Source organism: Baia soyae (genome assembly GCF_004341445.1).
Taxonomy (GTDB): Bacteria; Bacillota; Bacilli; order Thermoactinomycetales; family Thermoactinomycetaceae; genus Baia; species Baia soyae.
Map to the genome: position 1 here is coordinate 100,601 of NZ_SLXV01000001.1, position 18,743 is coordinate 119,343.

The 18,743-nt window shown below is 43.8% G+C and carries 20 protein-coding genes; 17 read left to right on the top strand and 3 right to left on the bottom strand.

Going from position 1 to position 18,743, the window contains the following annotated elements; all coding sequences use genetic code 11:
• Positions 1-9: 9 nt before the first annotated feature.
• Together EDD57_RS00475 and rpmF are read left to right on the top strand one after the other, a co-directional pair.
• Positions 10-522 carry a YceD family protein gene (locus EDD57_RS00475; RefSeq protein ID WP_131847253.1) on the top strand — a complete coding sequence of 171 codons (513 nt, stop codon included), beginning with the start codon at positions 10-12 and terminating at the stop codon, positions 520-522.
• A gap of 76 nt (positions 523-598) precedes the next feature.
• Positions 599-781: a 50S ribosomal protein L32 gene (gene rpmF, locus EDD57_RS00480; RefSeq protein WP_072330272.1), complete on the top strand. Its 183-nt coding sequence runs from the start codon at positions 599-601 to the stop codon at positions 779-781.
• Positions 782-895: 114 nt separating this feature from the next.
• On the opposite strand, the gene EDD57_RS00485 is transcribed toward rpmF, so the two are convergent.
• Positions 896-1,207: a DUF4870 domain-containing protein gene (locus tag EDD57_RS00485; RefSeq protein ID WP_131847255.1), complete on the bottom strand. Its 312-nt coding sequence runs from the start codon at positions 1,205-1,207 to the stop codon at positions 896-898.
• A 206-nt stretch (positions 1,208-1,413) separates the two neighbouring features.
• On the opposite strand from EDD57_RS00485, the gene fapR reads away from it, so the two are divergent.
• The 10 genes from fapR (at position 1,414) to EDD57_RS00535 (ending at position 9,383) form a co-directional block, all read left to right on the top strand.
• The gene (fapR, locus tag EDD57_RS00490; RefSeq protein WP_243649390.1) at positions 1,414-1,989 is read left to right on the top strand and encodes a transcription factor FapR; all 576 of its coding nucleotides are present in this window, start codon (positions 1,414-1,416) and stop codon (positions 1,987-1,989) included.
• Positions 1,990-2,002: 13 nt separating this feature from the next.
• Complete coding sequence (gene plsX / locus EDD57_RS00495) at positions 2,003-3,019, top strand: phosphate acyltransferase PlsX (protein WP_131847257.1); 1,017 nt, start codon at positions 2,003-2,005, stop codon at positions 3,017-3,019.
• On the top strand, positions 2,998-3,996 hold the full coding sequence (locus EDD57_RS00500) for a beta-ketoacyl-ACP synthase III (RefSeq protein ID WP_131847259.1): 999 nt from the start codon (positions 2,998-3,000) through the stop codon (positions 3,994-3,996). The genes plsX and EDD57_RS00500 overlap by 22 nt, the downstream gene beginning before the upstream one ends.
• An 11-nt stretch (positions 3,997-4,007) precedes the next feature.
• Entirely contained in the window at positions 4,008-4,943 is a 936-nt protein-coding gene (gene fabD / locus EDD57_RS00505; RefSeq protein ID WP_131847261.1) for an ACP S-malonyltransferase, read from the top strand.
• Between the two features lie 27 nt (positions 4,944-4,970).
• Positions 4,971-5,714 (top strand): 3-oxoacyl-[acyl-carrier-protein] reductase, encoded by a 744-nt coding sequence (gene fabG, locus EDD57_RS00510; protein ID WP_131847263.1) that lies wholly within the window; start codon positions 4,971-4,973, stop codon positions 5,712-5,714.
• Between the two features lie 60 nt (positions 5,715-5,774).
• The gene (gene acpP / locus EDD57_RS00515) at positions 5,775-6,011 is read left to right on the top strand and encodes an acyl carrier protein (RefSeq protein WP_131847265.1); all 237 of its coding nucleotides are present in this window, start codon (positions 5,775-5,777) and stop codon (positions 6,009-6,011) included.
• 114 nt (positions 6,012-6,125) lie between these two features.
• Positions 6,126-7,370: a beta-ketoacyl-ACP synthase II gene (fabF, locus tag EDD57_RS00520; protein WP_131847267.1), complete on the top strand. Its 1,245-nt coding sequence runs from the start codon at positions 6,126-6,128 to the stop codon at positions 7,368-7,370.
• A gap of 22 nt (positions 7,371-7,392) precedes the next feature.
• Positions 7,393-8,100 carry a ribonuclease III gene (gene rnc, locus EDD57_RS00525; RefSeq protein ID WP_131847269.1) on the top strand — a complete coding sequence of 236 codons (708 nt, stop codon included), beginning with the start codon at positions 7,393-7,395 and terminating at the stop codon, positions 8,098-8,100.
• A 113-nt stretch (positions 8,101-8,213) separates the two neighbouring features.
• On the top strand, positions 8,214-8,705 hold the full coding sequence (locus tag EDD57_RS00530; protein WP_131847271.1) for a GNAT family N-acetyltransferase: 492 nt from the start codon (positions 8,214-8,216) through the stop codon (positions 8,703-8,705).
• An 84-nt stretch (positions 8,706-8,789) separates the two neighbouring features.
• Positions 8,790-9,383: a hypothetical protein gene (locus tag EDD57_RS00535; protein WP_131847273.1), complete on the top strand. Its 594-nt coding sequence runs from the start codon at positions 8,790-8,792 to the stop codon at positions 9,381-9,383.
• A gap of 404 nt (positions 9,384-9,787) precedes the next feature.
• On the opposite strand, the gene EDD57_RS00540 is transcribed toward EDD57_RS00535, so the two are convergent.
• Complete coding sequence (locus tag EDD57_RS00540) at positions 9,788-10,444, bottom strand: HD domain-containing protein (protein ID WP_243649382.1); 657 nt, start codon at positions 10,442-10,444, stop codon at positions 9,788-9,790.
• 132 nt (positions 10,445-10,576) lie between these two features.
• Here EDD57_RS00540 and EDD57_RS00545 point away from each other — a divergent pair, with 132 nt between their 5' ends.
• Positions 10,577-11,275, top strand: coding sequence for a deoxynucleoside kinase (locus EDD57_RS00545; protein WP_131847275.1), 699 nt, complete (start codon positions 10,577-10,579; stop codon positions 11,273-11,275).
• A gap of 51 nt (positions 11,276-11,326) precedes the next feature.
• Here EDD57_RS00545 and EDD57_RS00550 read toward each other — a convergent pair whose 3' ends face one another.
• Entirely contained in the window at positions 11,327-11,935 is a 609-nt protein-coding gene (locus tag EDD57_RS00550) for a trimeric intracellular cation channel family protein (RefSeq protein ID WP_131847277.1), read from the bottom strand.
• A 273-nt stretch (positions 11,936-12,208) separates the two neighbouring features.
• On the opposite strand from EDD57_RS00550, the gene smc reads away from it, so the two are divergent.
• The 4 genes from smc (at position 12,209) to ffh (ending at position 18,721) form a co-directional block, all read left to right on the top strand.
• Positions 12,209-15,802, top strand: coding sequence for a chromosome segregation protein SMC (smc, locus tag EDD57_RS00555; RefSeq protein WP_131847401.1), 3,594 nt, complete (start codon positions 12,209-12,211; stop codon positions 15,800-15,802).
• 11 nt (positions 15,803-15,813) lie between these two features.
• Entirely contained in the window at positions 15,814-16,806 is a 993-nt protein-coding gene (gene ftsY, locus EDD57_RS00560; RefSeq protein WP_131847279.1) for a signal recognition particle-docking protein FtsY, read from the top strand.
• A 210-nt stretch (positions 16,807-17,016) separates the two neighbouring features.
• Positions 17,017-17,349, top strand: a complete 333-nt coding sequence (gene ylxM / locus EDD57_RS00565) for a YlxM family DNA-binding protein (RefSeq protein ID WP_131847281.1) — start codon at positions 17,017-17,019, stop codon at positions 17,347-17,349.
• 25 nt (positions 17,350-17,374) lie between these two features.
• Complete coding sequence (gene ffh, locus EDD57_RS00570; protein ID WP_131847283.1) at positions 17,375-18,721, top strand: signal recognition particle protein; 1,347 nt, start codon at positions 17,375-17,377, stop codon at positions 18,719-18,721.
• Positions 18,722-18,743: the final 22 nt, after the last annotated feature.

Sequence of the window (18,743 nt, forward strand, 5' to 3'; positions counted from 1 at the left end):
GTGGAATGAATGCAGATCTCTCTACAAAAGATCAATCAACAACCAAATCAACGGCTGATTGTGAAGGAAAGCGTTCAGTTGGATGGGTTGGTAGATGAAGTTCTAGGTCTGGAACAGATCGAACCCGTACAGGTAGAAGCGGTTTTTCAGAACGTGGGTTCTCGTTTGTACCATGGGGAAGTGATGGAATCCACTCAAGCGGTATTGACATGTTCGCGTTGTCTAGCTGGGTATACCATGCCCTTACAGGCAGAATGGTCTGAGAGATTTACGGATGAAGAGAGCCGAGCAATTGATTCAGAAGAAGAGATTGTTCATCTCGTCGAGGCACAGACGATAGATCTTGATCCTTATATACGCGAGTCGCTCGTACTCACTATTCCCTTTGTACCCCTCTGTAAGGAGGATTGCAAAGGATTATGTCCAGTGTGTGGAGCGAATAAAAATGTCCGAGAGTGTAGTTGTGTAGTCGAACGGATTGATCCACGTCTAGCGGCACTTCAGGACTTATTTAAGGAATGAAAACCTTCTCAATCGAAGGGAACTGTAGTATAATCAACGAAGTTGTGTTTTAAGAACGGCACAGGGGGTGAATGACATGGCAGTACCATTTCGTCGTACTTCTAAAACTCGCAAACGCATGCGTCGCACTCATTTCAAATTGAGCGCTCCTGGCGTTGTAAGCTGCCCACAATGCAGTGCACCTAAGATGTCCCACCGTGTATGTAAATCGTGTGGTTATTATAAAGGTGAAAAAGTAGAAGGCGTAGTAAACGAGTAATTGATATGACTAGCTAGTTTCTAGTACTAGAAACAAAAACGAGCTACCAACTTGAGAGATCAAGAGGGTAGCTCGTTTTTTTGTGTTTGATCTTGTTATATAAATAGATTTCTACTATTTGATGAAACCTAAGAATGGGTATTGGAAGTGGCGATTTTGTGTTGCGCGGATAATTCCTATGATCGGCGCTACTAGATAGATCACACCAAATACAATTAAAAACGGAAGTCCAACGAGGATAAAGGAAAAGAAAACAGAGATTCCGATGAGGATGCCCATTAGAAAATGGAATATGAGCGCTTGAAGAGAAATGCGTTTCACATCCGAATTAGACGAAAGAAAATAGACGATAAGGGGGAGCAGTACAGGTGCAAACCAAGTACTAGCGTGAACCAATATTTTTAATCCAGATGACTGTGAGTCCATGGATCAAAACCTCCTGCTGATGATTTTTAATTCGTATGTTGACTGATTTCCCGGATGTATTTTTTGTAAACATGTATATCGGTAGTGTTGTGCAAACTAACAAAGAGTTATTACGGAAAAAGATTAGGTGTTGTCAAACTCATTCTTTTTTTCTATACTAGCATTTAGGACTAGGTATTAAAATGAGGTCATAATTCAAGGTGGTGATCTCCGCTTTGCGCTTAACAAAGAAAGAACGTCAATCTTATTTATCCCAAGCATTTGAACAAAACCCATTTCTTACAGATGAAGAAGTGGCGAAAAAGTTTCATGTTAGTATCCAGACAATTCGATTGGATCGATTAGAACTAGGGATACCCGAATTGCGTGAGAGAATGAAGCACATGGCAGAGAAGAAGTTTGATCATGTACAGTCATTATCTCCAAATGAAGTGATTGGTGATGTGATTGATCTACAATTACATAAAAGTGGAATCTCCTTACTCGAAATCAGTACAGAGCATGTCTTTGAGCGAAACCAAATTGCTCGCGGGCACATTTTGTTTGCTCAGGCGAACTCTCTAGCGATTGCCTTAGCGGATTGGAAGGTGGCTTTAACGGGGAACGCATCCATTCGCTTTGTTCGCCCGGTTCGGTTAGGAGAGAAATGTATTGCTTTTGCCAATGTCGCAGAAGCTCATGATAGTCGTTTGCATGTTGGAGTGCAGACAAAGGTTCAAGAAGAAATTGTGTTTCAAGGTGATTTTGAAGTGTATCGTGTCGGTGACGATAAAGGCAACTAGGAGGAAATGATCCATGAGAATTGCATTTGATGTCCATGGAGGAGACTATGCACCCAATGCGGTGATCGAAGGTGTCCTACAGGCAGCAAAAGATTACCCTGAGATAACATTTGTATTGATTGGTACGGAGAAAACTCTGGTGTCATCTGTACTGTCTAATATTGAAATGATCAAGGTAACGGAAACCATCACAGCAGAAGATGAACCAGTAAAAGCGATTCGAAGGAAAAAAGATTCATCCCTAGTTGTTGGCTGTCGTTTGGTGAAAGAAAAAGCCGTTGATGCGTTTGTATGTGCAGGTAATACAGGTGCTTTAGTGGCGGCTGGATTATTTGTCACAGGTCGTCTGAAAGGGATGGATCGTCCTGCCCTTGCGCCGATTTTTCCGAGCCTGAGGGGTGGCGGAACGCTCGTGCTGGATGTAGGAGCGAACCCGGAGGCGAAACCAGAACATTTGCGCCAGTATGCAGTGATGGGAAGTATTTATGCTCAACATGCAATGGGGATCGAGCGACCACGAATTGGTTTGCTTAATATCGGTACTGAAGATGGCAAGGGAACGTCTCTCACGAAAGATACATTTGATTTACTCTCGAACGAGTCTTCGATCCACTTTATTGGAAACGTGGAGGCGCGAGACGTGTTAGACGGTACATGTGATGTACTGGTTACCGATGGATTCTCAGGGAACATTCTTCTAAAAAATACGGAAGGTGTGGCCAAAGCCATTTTTAGTAAGTTAAAAGAGGAATTTACTAGAAGCATTCGAACGAAGGTGGCGGCGGGCATCCTTGCTCCTGGCCTTAAACGATTTAAAGAGAGCATGGATTATAAAGAACATGGCGGGGCTCCTCTTTTAGGACTGGCAGGTCCCATTATTAAAGCACACGGTTCTTCAGATGCTCGTGCTTTTTATCAAGCGGCGATGCAAGCGAAGAAGATCGTGGAGCAAAATGTGATCGAACAGATTCAACAGGGGTTAGTGAAAACAGAGGGAGATGAGGAGAGGTGCGATCAGCAGGAATCTTAGGAACAGGTGCCTACTTGCCAGAAAAAGTACTTACCAATGCCGATCTGGAGAAGATGGTAGATACGAATGATGAATGGATTGTCTCTCGTACAGGGATCCGTGAACGTCATATAGCTGCTCCAGATCAAGCTGCTTCCGATCTAGCTGTGAGGGCTGCCAGACAAGCGCTTGAGCGTGCAAATATCACGGCAGATCAGCTTGATCTCATCATTGTGGCGACCGTTACACCTGATATGTCATTTCCAGCAACTGCTTGTCTCGTACAAGAGCAATTAGGTGCCAAAAATGCGGCGACGTTTGATTTGTCAGCGGCATGTACAGGATTTATCTACGGGATCACGACAGGTGCTCAATTTATCGCAACGGGCGTTTATCGGTATGTGTTGGTCGTGGGTGTAGAAGTTCTCTCCCGAATTGTAGACTGGTCTGATCGTAATACGTGTGTTTTGTTCGGAGATGGTGCGGGTGCAGCAGTTCTAGGTCCTGCAAAAGAAGGTTATGGCTTTCAGTCGTTTGAACTAGGAGGCGACGGCACAGGAGCTACTCATTTAAATTTAAAAGCAGGTGGCTCTAGATTTCCTGCTAGCGAACAGACGATCAAAGAAGGCGGTCATTATCTATATATGAATGGTCGTGAAGTCTTCAAGTTTGCGGTTCGTGTGTTGATTAGTGCGGCGGATGAGGCGCTTAAAAAGGCAGGATTAACCAAAGAAGACATCAGTTTGTTGGTTCCACATCAAGCGAATATGCGCATTATCGATGCTGCAGTAGAGCGTCTGGGACTGGATGAGGAAAAGGTTATTGTGAATTTGGACCGCTGCGGAAATATGTCTTCCGCCTCTATACCAGTCGCGTTAAATGAAGCATGGGAGCAAGGTCGAATTCATGAAGGAGATACAATTGTTCTTTGTGGCTTTGGTGGTGGATTAACGTGGGGAGCTACTGTTTTACGTTGGTCACAAGACAAACCAGAATAGGAGGCCACGACATGGGGAAAATAGCATGCCTTTTCCCGGGGCAAGGATCACAAAAAGTGGGTATGGGAAAAGAGATTGCAGAGTCATTTGCGGAAGCGAAAGAAGTGTATCGTGAAGCGGACGAGGTTTTAGGATATTCCTTATCAGAGCTTTGTTTTGAGGGGCCAGAGGATACGTTGCGCTTAACAGAACATACACAGCCGGCTTTATTAACCACTAGCTTGGCATTGTATGAAGTGTTCCGTCAGTCGGGAATTCGGCCTGATTTCGTAGCCGGACATAGTTTAGGTGAGTACTCGGCCTTGGTTGTAGCAGGTGTTCTTTCTCTTCGTGATGCGGTTGCAACGGTTCACAAACGGGGAACGTTTATGGAAGAAGCGGTTCCTGCTGGCGTGGGAGCTATGTCTGCTGTACTTGGCTGTGAACGAGATGTGTTGGATGAGATATGCCGTTCGGTAAGTGTGGAGGGAAATATCGTCGAGCCAGCCAATTATAATTGTCCAGGGCAGATTGTGATTTCAGGACACGCTGACGCTGTCAGAGTAGCAGGCGAGAAGGCACTCGAAGCAGGGGCAAGAAAAGTTGTTCCGTTGACCGTGAGTGGCCCGTTTCATTCTTCTTTAATGGCTCCAGCATCAAAGCAGCTTGCTGACACTTTGCAAACGGCCCTGTTCCGAGAAGCGGAAGTGCCTGTTATCGCGAATGTCAGCGCATTACCTGTGACACAACCATCTGAAATTCGTGAAGCGTTGATTCAGCAGGTAGCTTCGCCCGTTTTATGGGAGGACACGGTTCGTACTTTATTAGATCAAGGAGTTGATACGTTTATTGAGATCGGCTCAGGAAATGTTTTATCAGCGCTTGTAAAGAAAGTAAATCGCCGGATTACGATGCTTTCGATCCAAGATCCAGCAACGCTTGAAAAAGCTCTTGAACAACTTCGTTAAAGACTATCCAGAAAAGGAGAGGAAATGATGCTAACAAACCAAGTAGCCATCGTAACAGGTGGTTCTAGAGGAATCGGTCGTTCGATTGCTTGTACTTTGGCAGAAGCAGGAGCAGATGTAGTGATCTTCTATGCCGGGAACCAAGTGGCGGCTGAAGAAACACTTGCTGCTATTCAAGCTACAGGAAGACAAGGTTTGGCTCTTCAAGTAGATGTGTCAAATCAAGAGCAGGTGGATGCGGCATGTAAGCAGGTTTTAGAACGATTTGGTAGAATTGATGTCCTAGTGAATAATGCGGGAATTACTCGAGATAATTTAATTATGCGCATAAAAGAAGATGATTGGGATCAAGTGCTTGATACCAACTTAAAAGGTGTATTTTTCTGTACCAAAGCAGTCATTCGTCCGATGATGAAGCAACGCTCTGGCAGAATTATTAATATCAGTTCCGTAGTGGGTGTAATAGGGAATCCGGGACAAGCTAACTACGTGGCGGCAAAAGCTGGCGTAATTGGATTAACGAAGTCAACGGCAAAAGAAATCGCCAGCCGGAATATTACCGTGAATGCAATTGCACCCGGCTTTATTGAGACCGATATGACTGCTAAACTAGACGAGCAGACGCAAAAATCGATGCTTGGATCTATTCCACTCGGACGATTTGGAGCGGCTGCCGATGTAGCAGAGTTAGTGAAATTCCTAGCCAGCCCTGCTGCAAGCTACATTACAGGTCAAACGATCCATGTAGATGGCGGAATGGTTACCTCATAGGAAAATGCTTCATTGCTTGTCAAATGTTGTTTTCGTATAATACGTAAGGAGGTGATAAGGATGGCAACTACACTAGAGCGTGTACAAAAAATTATTTCTGAGAAATTGGATGTAGCAATTGAAGAAGTGACACTAGAAGCTTCCATTCGTGAAGACCTTGATGCAGATTCCCTTGATGTAGTGGATTTGATCATGGACTTGGAAGATGAGTTTGGTCTTTCAATCAGCGAAGAAGCTGCTGAGAAAATTACGATTGTAAAAGATATCGTAACCTTTGTAGATGGACAAAAAGCTTAATACTTAAGGTTGAATATGCATTTATACCTAACTGGAGAGAGTCCTGTCTGACTACAGGGCTCTCTCCTAAATGAATCATTCATTCGTACAGCATTCAGAAAGGCGGTGCACCAGATGAAACGTCGGGTTGTTGTCACAGGATTAGGAGCGCTCACGCCCATCGGAAATGAAGTCGTTACCTTCTGGAACAATTTGATTGCTGGTAAATCTGGATTAGGATATATAACTCGTTTTGATGCTACTGATTATCCTACGAGAATTGCTGCGGAAGTCAAGGATTTTGACTCGCTTCAATATATAGATAAGAAAGAAGTAAGACGAACAGACTTGTTTGTACAGTATGCGATTGCGGCGGCTAAGATGGCGCTACAAGATGCAGACATTCAGATCGATGATCAAAATGCAGAACGCATTGGGGTCTACATTGGATCAGGTATCGGCGGGCTACCAACGCTAGAAAGTCAACACTCTGTTTTAATGGAAAAAGGCCCTAAACGCGTAAGCCCCTTCTTCATTCCGATGATGATTGGAAATATGGCGTCTGGCTTAGTATCGATACATACAGGTGCAAAAGGACCCAATAGTTCTTCTGTAACCGCTTGTGCGAGCGGAACAAACAGTATTGGGGAGGCATTCCGTTTAATTCAACATGGAGATGCCGATGTAATGCTTTGCGGAGGAACTGAATCCACTATTACTCCAATGGCGTTTGCGGGATTCTCCTCGATGGGAGCACTTTCCCGGAATAATGATGATCCAGAACGTGCGAGTAGGCCTTTTGATAAGGAACGAGATGGCTTTGTCATGGGAGAGGGATCTGGAGTTATCGTTCTTGAATCCCTAGAGCGTGCGGAGGCAAGAGGTGCTAGGATCTATGCGGAGATGATTGGTTACGGGATGAGTGCAGATGCATTTCATCTTACCAGCCCTGCTCCAGATGGAAATGGAGCAGCGAGAAGTATGTTAGCGGCTGTCAGCAATGCGGGTCTAGAGCTGACGGAAGTTGATTATATCAATGCTCATGGTACTTCTACACCGCTAAATGACTTATATGAGACCATTGCAATTAAACGTGCTTTTGGTGATCATGCTTATAAATTAGCCGTAAGTTCTATTAAATCCATGGTTGGTCATTTGCTGGGTGCGGCAGGTGGAATTGAAGCGATTACTTCAGTCTTAGCTTTATATCACCAAACTCTCCCACCAACAACCAATTTAGAACATCCTGATCCAGAATGCGATTTGGATTATGTACCAAATGAAATGCGAAAAGCATCGCTTCGTACTGCGATTTCCAATTCATTTGGCTTTGGTGGGCACAATGCAACCATCGCGTTTAAAGTATATGAGGATGTGTAATTCTTAGGGTGGTGATATTAACATGAATTTTACAAGCTTGGAACAAGCGACTGGAATTCGCTTTCGTAACAGAGAATTGTTCCAACAAGCATTCACCCATACCTCGTATGCACACGAGCGGAAAAATTCAGGGCACATTCCAGATAACGAACGACTAGAATATCTAGGGGATGCGGTCTTGGAGCTAGCCGTATCCGAGTTTCTTTTTCATTATGATCAGAAGATGAGTGAAGGAGAACTAACTCGTCGTCGTGCTCGAATTGTTTGTGAACCTTCGCTGGCTTCGTTTGCCAAGGAATTAAATTTTGGTAGCTTTGTACGACTTGGTAAAGGAGAGGAATTGACAGGAGGAAGGACTAGGCCTTCTCTGTTGGCTGATGTGTTTGAAGCATTCATAGGAGCCGTGTACCTCGATCAAGGATTAGAACCAGCACGGATTTTTTTACAACGTGTGGTGTTTCCAAAGATCAATGATGAGTGGCTAGCACGGATGACAGACGCAAAGAGTCAGCTTCAAGAATTAGTGCAACAAGAACGAGTGGGCCCCTTAGACTATCGAATTATCGATACACAAGGTCCTGCTCATGATCGATACTTCGTATCTGAAGTATATCTGGAGAACCAATGTCTAGGCAGGGGCTCTGGTCGCTCTAAAAAAGAAGCCGAGCAACAAGCTGCCACCAAGGCTTTAAAACTTTGGCAAGCGAGACGAACAGAAGGAGCCACCTAGATTTTATGCTAGGTGGTTTTCTATGCGAATAACAAATAAATTATTGTATTATTATTTGTTTTCCTATATGTTCGGGGTAATGCACATGAAACCGAACTTTTGGGGGAGACAGGATGGAGAGACTGTTTGAATCGCCTAATTTCATATTTGACCAATTAAATGAGCAGACATGGGTCCATTTTATCGAGGTGCAACGGAGCAACCATTATTATTGGTCATTTTTTAATGATGACGCGCAATTTAATACACATCGTTTCTTGCGAACGTGGCGAGAGTATAGATCGGTGATGATAGGGGTAACGCGAAAGTCAGATGGATTCCGAATCGGAATGATCGATACGATTCCTAACCATCCTAAGTACGGTGTTCCTCATATTTCTCTTTTAACCATTCATGCAAGGTATCATGGGCATGGTTATGGTCAAAAAATTTTGTATCTATTTATTAACTATATGGAATGGAAACGAGTCGGTATCCATGTACTGGCCATAAATACACCTGCGATGAAGTTTTGGAAGCAACAAGGGTTTCAAACCATCTCCTCTGAATATGTAAAGACTTGTCAGGGAATGCAGGAATTAATTCATATGGAGAGAGAGTTTTAGATAGAGGAAAAGCTCTTAACATGCTATGATAGGGTTATAATTATCTGAATTAACCAACCATTCTCATAAGGAGGCTTTCTACGTATGAAACGAGCTTGTATCATGCTAGGAGTTATCATGGGCTTCATATTGGCCGTGAGTGGGTGGTGGAGGTTAGATGTACAGGCATGTTCTTGTGTTCCATCAGGGGATCCAATTAAAGAAGCGGATAAAAGTAGTGCGGTCTTTGTGGGTAAAGTTGTCAAATTAGAAGGGGATGCGAATCAACAAATCGCCACCCTACATGTATCCAAACGCTGGAAGGGGGACCTTGACCCCGAATTGACAGTGTATACAGCTCTATCCGGAGCAGCGTGTGGGTTTGACTTTGAAATGGAGAAAGAGTATCTAGTCTACGCCACTAAGGAAAATGGCCATCTTACCACGACGATTTGTAGCCGTACCAAGCTATTATCCGAGGCTCAGGCAGATTTGGATGTACTTAATAAACGCATGTGGATGATGGATGGTGCTGAAAACAATCAACCATCAGACACGCCTACGAATAGTACTCCCGATTCGAAAGAAACAGCAGATCAAAAAGAAAGAGGGACTTCTGCATGGCTAGTGGTGGGAACGGCATTGCTACTCATTACGATGACGTTGATTGTGGGTGCTAGACAGAGAAAAGGGAAATGATAAGGATGATTGGCCTATAGCTAAAGCAACCATTAGCTTAGTTATAGCTGGCTAGCGTTAGACGTAGGGGCATGTTCTGACCTATCGTGAGTTAGGGATGTAGGCATTTGAATTTAGGAATTTTGAACAAGTTTGCTGATATCTAGCAGATTAAATGGGAATAGGGGTAATGTATCTGACTACAGCGATGTTTGTGAGCCTACTTAGCGAAGTCCTTCGAAGCTAGGGCGTTTTGTGGCAATGTCTGAGCGCTTTTTGCGAGTTTTCCCACTTGCCCGAAGCTAAGAAGGAAGGAGCGGACTTGCTTTTCCACATCCTTGTAGGCTCACTATTTGAGCTATGGTCAGATACATGCCCCGGGACCTTGAGTCTAGAAAAAATCCAGTATTCCTAAGCTAATAGTCTTACCGCTCCCCATCCCACTCAGCATAAAACTGTTCTAAATACTCTTCCATTACCCTATGTCTTCCTTCGGCCATATGTCTTCCATAGTCCGTATTCATCAAATCCTTTAGCTTCAGTAGTTTCTCGTAGAAATGAGTCACAGCTGTCCCGCGATTACTACGATATTCTGCTACTGTCATCTGATCACGTACTAGGATAGAAGGGTCATGAATAGGACGAGCAGTGTGACCTGAATACGCCATCACTCGGGCAATGCCAATAGCACCTAGTGCATCTAGACGGTCAGCATCTTGAACAACCTTTCCTTCTAACGTACGAGGTGGTTGTTTATTTGCCCCTCCACGGAATGACATAGTAGTAATGATTTCCATAATATGTTCTCGGTCTTCTGTAGATAAGCCCTGTTCGATGAGAAACTGAATAATTTGCTGTGTACTCTTCTCAGGATCCGAGCTAATTTTCTCATCCGCTATATCGTGCAAATAAGCCGCCATTTGGCAGATAAATGAGTCCGCACCAGCGTGCTTGGCAATCGTCTTTGCATTATTTACGACTCGTTCAATATGTAGGAAATCATGACCACTTGTATCATTGTGATGAACTTGATAAGCAAAGTCTTGTGCAGATCCTAAAATTTGTTTTTTAGTAAAAATCAAGAATACCACTCCAATCTGTTTAATGTTACACTATTGACTTACATATATGGTTCGAGCTTGATATGTCGCGGGTTCCGGACCTATGCTTGTCCATACCATAATGGGAATGTGTCCAGGAGGCTTTTGAGGGAGATGGGTTATGTGATTTGTCTTGGCGGTATGATCGGAGTCGGAAAGACTTCCTATACAACATTGATTGCACAGCATTTAAATAGTGAAGCATTTTATGAGTCTGTTGATGATAATCGACTACTCGATTTATTTTACAACGATCGGGAGCGTTTTGCCTTCCCGTTGCAAATTTATTTTTTAAATACACGGTTCCGTTCAATCAAAAAAGCAATGCGTCATAAAAATAATGTGTTGGATCGTTCCATTTACGAAGATGCTTTGTTTGCCAAAATTAACTTTGAAGATGGCATGATGAAAGAAGCAGAGTTTGATTGTTATTTGGACCTTTTACATAATATGTTAGAGGAAATTCAAGAACTAGATCACTGCACTTGTCCAACAGGGCCGAAGAAGCGACCTGATTTATTTATCTATCTACGTGCTTCTTTTGAAACGATTATGGAACGGATTGAGAAGCGAGGGCGTGACTATGAGCAAGATCCAAGTCATGTTAACTACTTCCGTCGCCTTCATTCGCGTTATGATGACTGGGTATTTAATCACTATAAAGAAAGTGATGTACTCATTATTGATGCCGATCGCATCGATATTACGCGTGAAGAAGATGCGGCTGAGTTTTTAGAAATCTTAGATGCGAAATTAAGAGAAATTGATGAAAAAGAAACGGCTCGTTTGGTTCAAAAGGTTTCCTACAAATAGGTACGAAAACCCCCAATTCATCAGAGTTGGGGGTTTGTTTGTTATTTATGATTATACGGATGGATATTTGCGATAAATGGATAGATTCCAATGATAGTGGACAGACAGCATCCGAAGAATAACGATAGTAACAAGTAATGTATAAAGGCCAATTTCAGATGCAATCCAGCCAGAGCCCACGCATACACCAATCATAATGCACCAAATAGCGTAGATCTCTTCTCGCAAAATGGCTGGTTTTCTACCTGCTAGGAGGTCACGGATTACTCCACCTCCGATTCCAGTTAACACAGTAGCAACGATTACGACGTATAGAGGGTGCCCGATCTTGTGAGCAAAGAGTGCTCCTTGAATCGCAAAAGAAGATAAACCAACTGCGTCAAAGAACAGAATCCATTTGCGCCAGCGATTTCCCCACACGTATGGGAATAGAGCAACGATGGACATAGCGATAAGCGCAGCCAACATTAAATTTCCTTGTTTCCATAGATCTGTTACGGGTATCCCAATCAGTACATTTCGAATGACTCCTCCACCAAAGGCAGTGACGAATCCGAGTACATATAAGCCAAATAAGTCGTATTTTTCCTCGAGCGCTACAATCGCTCCACTAATGGCGAATGCTGGAATGCCAATAATGTTTAATATGTCCCAAAGCATCTGCTTCACCTCCTATTTCGTTTCCACATGTGTCCCTATATTTTAATGTTCATTTTCCATAATGTAATTCATCATAAAGGATTGCATGAGGGTAGTAAATACATGGACGACCATGAGTTTGTGAACATTTTGTTTCAGTTTTCACAAGTGCCAAAAAGGAATCAGAACGATCGTGTAGAAAGAAGAAAACAAAAGTGATAGGCGGAATTTTCATACATAGTTTGGCTATGATAAAATAAATGGATTACGCCCGCGAGAGAGGGGAGGATGGCTATGTATTTAAAGAGATTAGAGATGTCCGGATTTAAATCATTTGCAAACCGGACAGAGCTTGAGTTTGTTCCCGGTATTACGGCTGTGGTGGGTCCCAATGGTAGCGGGAAAAGTAATGTTACCGATGGAATTCGTTGGGTGCTTGGCGAACAAAGTGCAAAGTCATTACGCGGTAGTAAGATGGAAGATGTCATCTTTGCTGGGAGCGATACCCGTAAACCAGTAGGCTTTTGTGAAGTAGCGATTACATTTGATAATACAGAGCGGAAACTGCCTCTTGATTATACAGAGGTAACGGTGGCCAGACGGGTATACCGTTCGGGTGAAAGCGAATATTTGTTAAATAAGCAAACTTGTAGGTTGAAAGATATTAATGAACTATTTATGGATACGGGAATTGGAAAAGAAGCATACTCCATGATCGGACAAGGAAAAATCGAAGAGATTATGAGTAGCAAGTCCGAGGACCGAAGGGCTATCTTTGAAGAAGCGGCAGGGATTGTAAAGTATAAGTCTCGGAAAAAGGAAGCAGAGAAGAAGCTAGAGACGACGGAGCAAAATTTAGCGCGCATTCATGATTTGATTCATGAATTAGATGGTCAAGTAGGCCCACTCGCTGAGCAATCGGAAAAAGCGATCACTTATAAAGAGTTAAAATCGGAATTGGAACAAGTTGAAATTGGCTTGTATGTACATAAAATTGAAGATATTCATGGTAAGTGGCAGTCATCTGCTCAAGAGGTAAAACGGCGAAAAGAAGAGCAAGCGATTTTGTCAGCTGAACTAAACAAACGAGAAGTCTATCTGCAAGAGATAAAAATGCAAGTGGATGAGTGTGAGGTTCGTTTAGAGCAGGTACAAGGCGAACTTCTCAAAGCGAGTGAGGATCTTGAGAAAGCAGAAGGGCAACGGGAAGTATGGTTAGAGCGTGGCCGTAACAGAGAGGTAACAAAGCAACAATTACAGGAGCGTCAGGCTGCGCTACAAGAAGAAGAAGCTCGCCTAAAGCAGGAAATGTCGGAGCTTCAAGAAAGACTCTCTGTGAAAGAAGCCGAATCGCAAGCAGCCGAGGCAGAGTTACAGGCAATTCTAGAACAGATGAAGTTAACAGTGCAGGAAGCGTCTACCCCTCTTCAAGAAGTCGTGCAACAAATTCAGGAATGTAACAATGAAGTGATCACATTAAAAAGTGAACGGCAGTTTGTGGAACAACAACGGATTGAATTAGCGGAGCGTTTATCTTCGTTGATGGATCATCTATCCGAGAGCTATGAACAACGTGAGGATATTGAGGAGAAGGAAGAAAGCTCACACAAACAATTGCAAGAAGTAAAATCCACTTTAGAGCAAAAACGAGAAGAAGTGGGGAAAGTGGTGGAGAAACGCAACACTCTTCAAGAAGAAGAAAAGAGTCTTAGTCACCAAAATCGAGTGTTAGAGCAAAAGTATCATCGGACCCGTTCTCAGTATGATGTGTTGAAGGATATGGAAGCAGAGCATGCGGGCTTTTTCCAAGGCGTAAAAGAGATCTTGCTCGCCTCCGATCGAGGACATGAAACCTTGTCAGGTGTTCGAGGTGCGGTTGCTCAATTGGTTCACGTCTCTGAGAAATACGAGGTTGCGATGGAAACGGCATTAGGTGGGGCCTTGCAAAATGTGGTGGTGCAAGATGAGCAAACAGGGAGACATGCGATTCAATTTTTAAAGGATCGCCGTTTGGGACGAGCTACATTTCTACCGCTTGATGTGATTCAACCACGAGTCTTACCGAGCCGTGATGTGGAACGAATACAAAAGTTGAATGGTTTTATAGGGATTGCCAAAGACTTGGTTTCCTGCGAGCCTGAATATCAAGGGCTTGTGGAGAATCTGCTTGGGCTGGTAGTCGTCGCACAAAGTCTGGAGGATGCCAACCAGCTAGCACGGACACTTCAGTATCGATATCGAATCGTTACATTGGATGGAGATGTCGTAAATCCAGGTGGAGGCATGACAGGGGGCAGTCGTCAAAATAATAAAAGCAATCTACTTGGACGGACCCGCCAGCTGGAAGAGCTAGAAGGGGAACTTCACGAACAGAAGCAAGAGTGGGACTCAGTTCAAGCTGACTTACAGACGACAACCGAACAACGAACCCAGTTAGAGAAAGACTGGGAAGAGCTCCGTACAGAAGGCGAGCAACTTCGTTTGCAAGAACAGCAAATGGAGAGCACTCTTCGTGAAAGCCAAACACAGCTGAGAAACTTAGAGAAAACGATTGAGCAAGGCGAGCAACAACAGCACATCGTGGATGAGAAAACGATGGAGCTGGAGGAGCGCACAGAAGAGATTGAGCAAGAATTAGTTGTACTAGAAGAGAAAAAGAAGTCTCTCAGTGAGAAGCGAAAAGAGTTAGAAGAGCTTCGTAAACAAGAAGTAGATGCCAAAGCGGAAGCGAATGAACAAGTAACTGAATGGCGTGTAACCGTTGCTCAGCTTAAGCAAGAAATCCGTAATCATAAAGAAAATATGACTCGTATCCAAGGTGATTTATCACGTAACCAAAAGCAACAAAAACAGATTGAGAAAGAACAAATGGAGCTTGGTGAGCGGGGTGAGTTAAATCAACAGGAACTGGATCAACTATCCGTGCAAATCGATCAGCTTCGCGAGCAGAAAATAGCTATCCAGGAAAAGTTGAGTGGAGTGCGCGGGACTCGTGATGAGCAAGTGCGGGAGCGGAATGAATTAGAACACGAGGTTCATCAAGCTCAATCGACCATTCGAAAACAAGAAGAGCAACTCCGTGATCTCGAAATCCGAGTGAATCGTCTAGATGTAGAGCTTAATCACCTGTTACAGAAGCTTGCAGAGGAGTATGAGGTCAGTTTCGAACGTGCGAAAGAGATGTACGGCGCGCCAGAAGAGCCGAATCAGGCGGAGCGAAAAGTACGTTCCCTCAAACAACAAATCGCTGGCTTAGGGGAAGTAAGTTTAGGTGCGATCGAAGAATACAAGCGACTTAGTGAGCGCCTAGAGTTCTTGAAAACACAAGAAGCCGATTTGCTAGATGCCAAACGTTCCCTTTACGATCTCATCGCCCAAATCGAATCGGAGATGGGGAAACGCTTCTTAGACGTGTTCCAGCTTATTCGAGAAGAATTTTTAGATGTGTTTGTGAAGATGTTTGGCGGGGGTCGCGCCGATCTGCAATTAACGGATGAGGAGAACCTGTTAGAAACTGGGATTGAGATCGTGGCTCAGCCGCCGGGGAAGAAGTTGCAACAACTTTCCTTGTTATCCGGAGGGGAGCGTTCTCTAGTAGCGTTGGCTTTACTATTTGCCGTATTAAGAGTGAAACCTGTCCCATTTTGCTTTTTAGATGAGGTGGATGCGGCACTGGATGAGGCAAACTTAACCCGTTTCGTCCAATATATGAAGGAAGCTGCTGTGAAAACCCAATTCATCCTCATTACCCACCGCAAACACACGATGGAAGGTGCAGACGTACTGTATGGAATTACCATGCAAGAATCGGGAGTGTCCAGTCTGGTATCTGTGCGGATGGAAGATTATGATGATAGTAGTAAAGAAGTAGCTGCAACGATGAGTTAGGAGGCACAAGTGTGAGTTTTTTTAAACGATTAAAAGAAAGTGTATCAAAAAGCACGGAATCCGTTACCCAAAAGTTTTTATCAGGTTTGAGTAAGACAAGCACCAATTTAGTAGGTGCGATGGGGGACCTATTTCGCAATCGAAAAAAGATTGATGAAGATTTATTTGAAGAACTAGAAGAAATTTTAATCAGTGCAGATGTAGGCGTTACCACCACGATGGATCTCGTGGAGCGATTACGTGGTGAGGTAAAAGCTCGCAAGATTACTGAACCGACGGAATTACAACCGCTCATGTCCGAAATGATTGCTGAGATCTTAGAAGAAGCATATGCCGGTAGTAAATTACAAATTCAAGAAGACGGCATGACCGTTCTCCTATTTGTTGGAGTAAACGGTGTAGGGAAGACGACGACCATCGGAAAGCTGGCCCATCGCTTCAAACAAGAAGGCAAAAAAGTGGTTCTAGCCGCTGGAGACACCTTCCGTGCCGGAGCGATCGAACAGTTAGAAATCTGGGGTGAGCGAGCTGGAGTCGATGTGATTAAGCATCAAGAAGGCTCGGATCCAGCCGCCGTGATTTTCGATGCGATTCAGGCCGCCAAATCCCGAAAAGCAGACATTCTCCTCTGCGACACAGCTGGCCGTCTACAAAACAAAGTAAATCTCATGGAAGAGCTGAAAAAGGTACACCGTGTAGTCCAACGCGAAATTCCGAATGGCCCCCATGAAGTTATTCTCGTTTTAGATGCCACAACCGGGCAAAACGCCATGGTACAAGCCAAAACCTTTGGTGAAGCCGTAAACGTTACCGGCCTAGTGCTTTCCAAGCTCGACGGCACAGCAAAAGGTGGAATCGTTATCGCCATCAGCAACGAATTAAAGATTCCCGTCAAGTTCGTCGGACTCGGAGAAAAAGCTGATGACTTACAAGAATTTGACCGAGATCAGTTTTTACATGCATTGTTTAAAGATACAATTGAAGAAGATGAGAGTTTAGAGTAATCATAAACCCAAGTCCAAAGGGCTCCTACTAAAGCGGAGCTCTTTGAACTGTCCCGGGACAGTCTTCAGGTCTAAGTCAAGCCTTTCAAAATCCCTCTCAGCACTACCCAACAACTGTAAACCCAAAACACTTGACACCTATATTCCAATCCTTTATAGTTAATACCTGTAAATGTGATTGCCTTGACAGGCATAAATGAGGTGACTCCCATGCTGGAGCAAACCACTAAGATGAATCTATTGTATGACTTCTATGGCTCACTTCTCACGGAGAAACAACAATCTCTCCTCGAGCTATATTACTTAGAAGACTGGTCGCTCTCCGAGATTGCCGAACATCAAGGGACTTCACGTCAAGCGGTGTTTGAAGCGATTAAACGGGCACAAGTGACCCTTACTGATCTAGAAAATAAACTATCCTTAGTAACGAAACATAGAACACGCCAAGAGCTCATTGCAGAACTACGCACTCAGCTAGACGCTGATGCAAATGCCCGAGCTGTGGCTGAACCGATCATAACAAGATTATTAGAGATTGATTGAAAATAAAAGCTAGGGAGGTGTACGGATGGCATTTGAAGGATTGTCTGAGCGACTGCAATCAGTTATGTCGAAGCTAAGAGGTAAAGGAAAAGTTACCGAGGCCGATGTAAAAGAAGCAATGCGTGAAGTACGTCTCGCTTTACTAGAAGCCGATGTAAATTTTAAAGTAGTAAAAACGTTTATCGATCGGGTGAAAGAACGTGCGGTTGGACAAGAAGTACTAAAAAGCTTAACACCCGGTCAACAAGTGATTAAAGTGGTCCATGAAGAGTTGACCGTTTTAATGGGTGGAGAGCAAGTTAAGTTAAATACAGCACCTAAGTCTCCAACGATTATTATGATGTCCGGATTACAAGGGGCAGGTAAAACTACTCACACAGGAAAGCTTGCAAAGTTATTGCAAAAACAAAATCGACGTTCGCTTTTAGTGGCAGCAGACGTATACCGTCCAGCGGCGATTAAGCAGCTACAAGTCCTGGGTGAACAAATTGGTGCTCCCGTCTTTACTCTTGGTGACAAGGAAAGCCCAGTAAAGATTGCCACAGAGGGCGTAGCGAAGGCGAGAGCAGAAGGCTTTGATTACGTATTTATCGATACAGCAGGTCGCTTGCATATTGATGAAGAAATGATGGACGAGCTTCGTCAGATCAAGGCACAAACCGAGCCTCACGAAATTTTGTTAGTAGTCGATTCGATGACAGGTCAAGATGCGGTAAATGTAGCGGATCACTTTAACAAAGAGTTAGGTCTGACAGGGGTTGTCCTCACTAAGCTTGATGGTGACACTCGTGGGGGAGCGGCACTTTCCGTTAAGTCAGTTACAGATTGTCCGATCAAGTTTGTTGGTTTGGGTGAGAAGATGGACGCAATCGAGCCTTTCCATCCAGACCGCATGGCATCTCGAATTCTCGGGATGGGTGATGTTCTCAGCTTGATCGAAAAGGCGCAATCAGCTGTCGATGAAGAGAAAGCACGCGAACTTCAAAAGAAGATGCGGACACAAAGCTTTACACTTGATGATTTCTTAGATCAAATTCAACAGATGAAGAACATGGGACCGCTTGAAGATATGTTGGCGATGCTCCCAGGTGCAAATAAGTTGAAAGGGGTCAAAGATCTCAACATCGATGAGAAAAAAATTGGACGAATCGAAGCCGTTATTCGTTCGATGACCCCGTCTGAGCGTGAACAACCAGAGATTATCAATGCAAACAGACGAAAACGGATTGCACTTGGTAGCGGTACTTCGGTACAAGAAGTGAATCGTCTTCTCAAGCAGTTTGAAGATATGAAAAAGATGATGAAGCAAATGGCGCAAATGACCAAATCAAAGAAAAAGCGAAAAGGATTTAAGTTTCCTTTCCTTGGATAGCGTGATATAATGGTGAATTTGT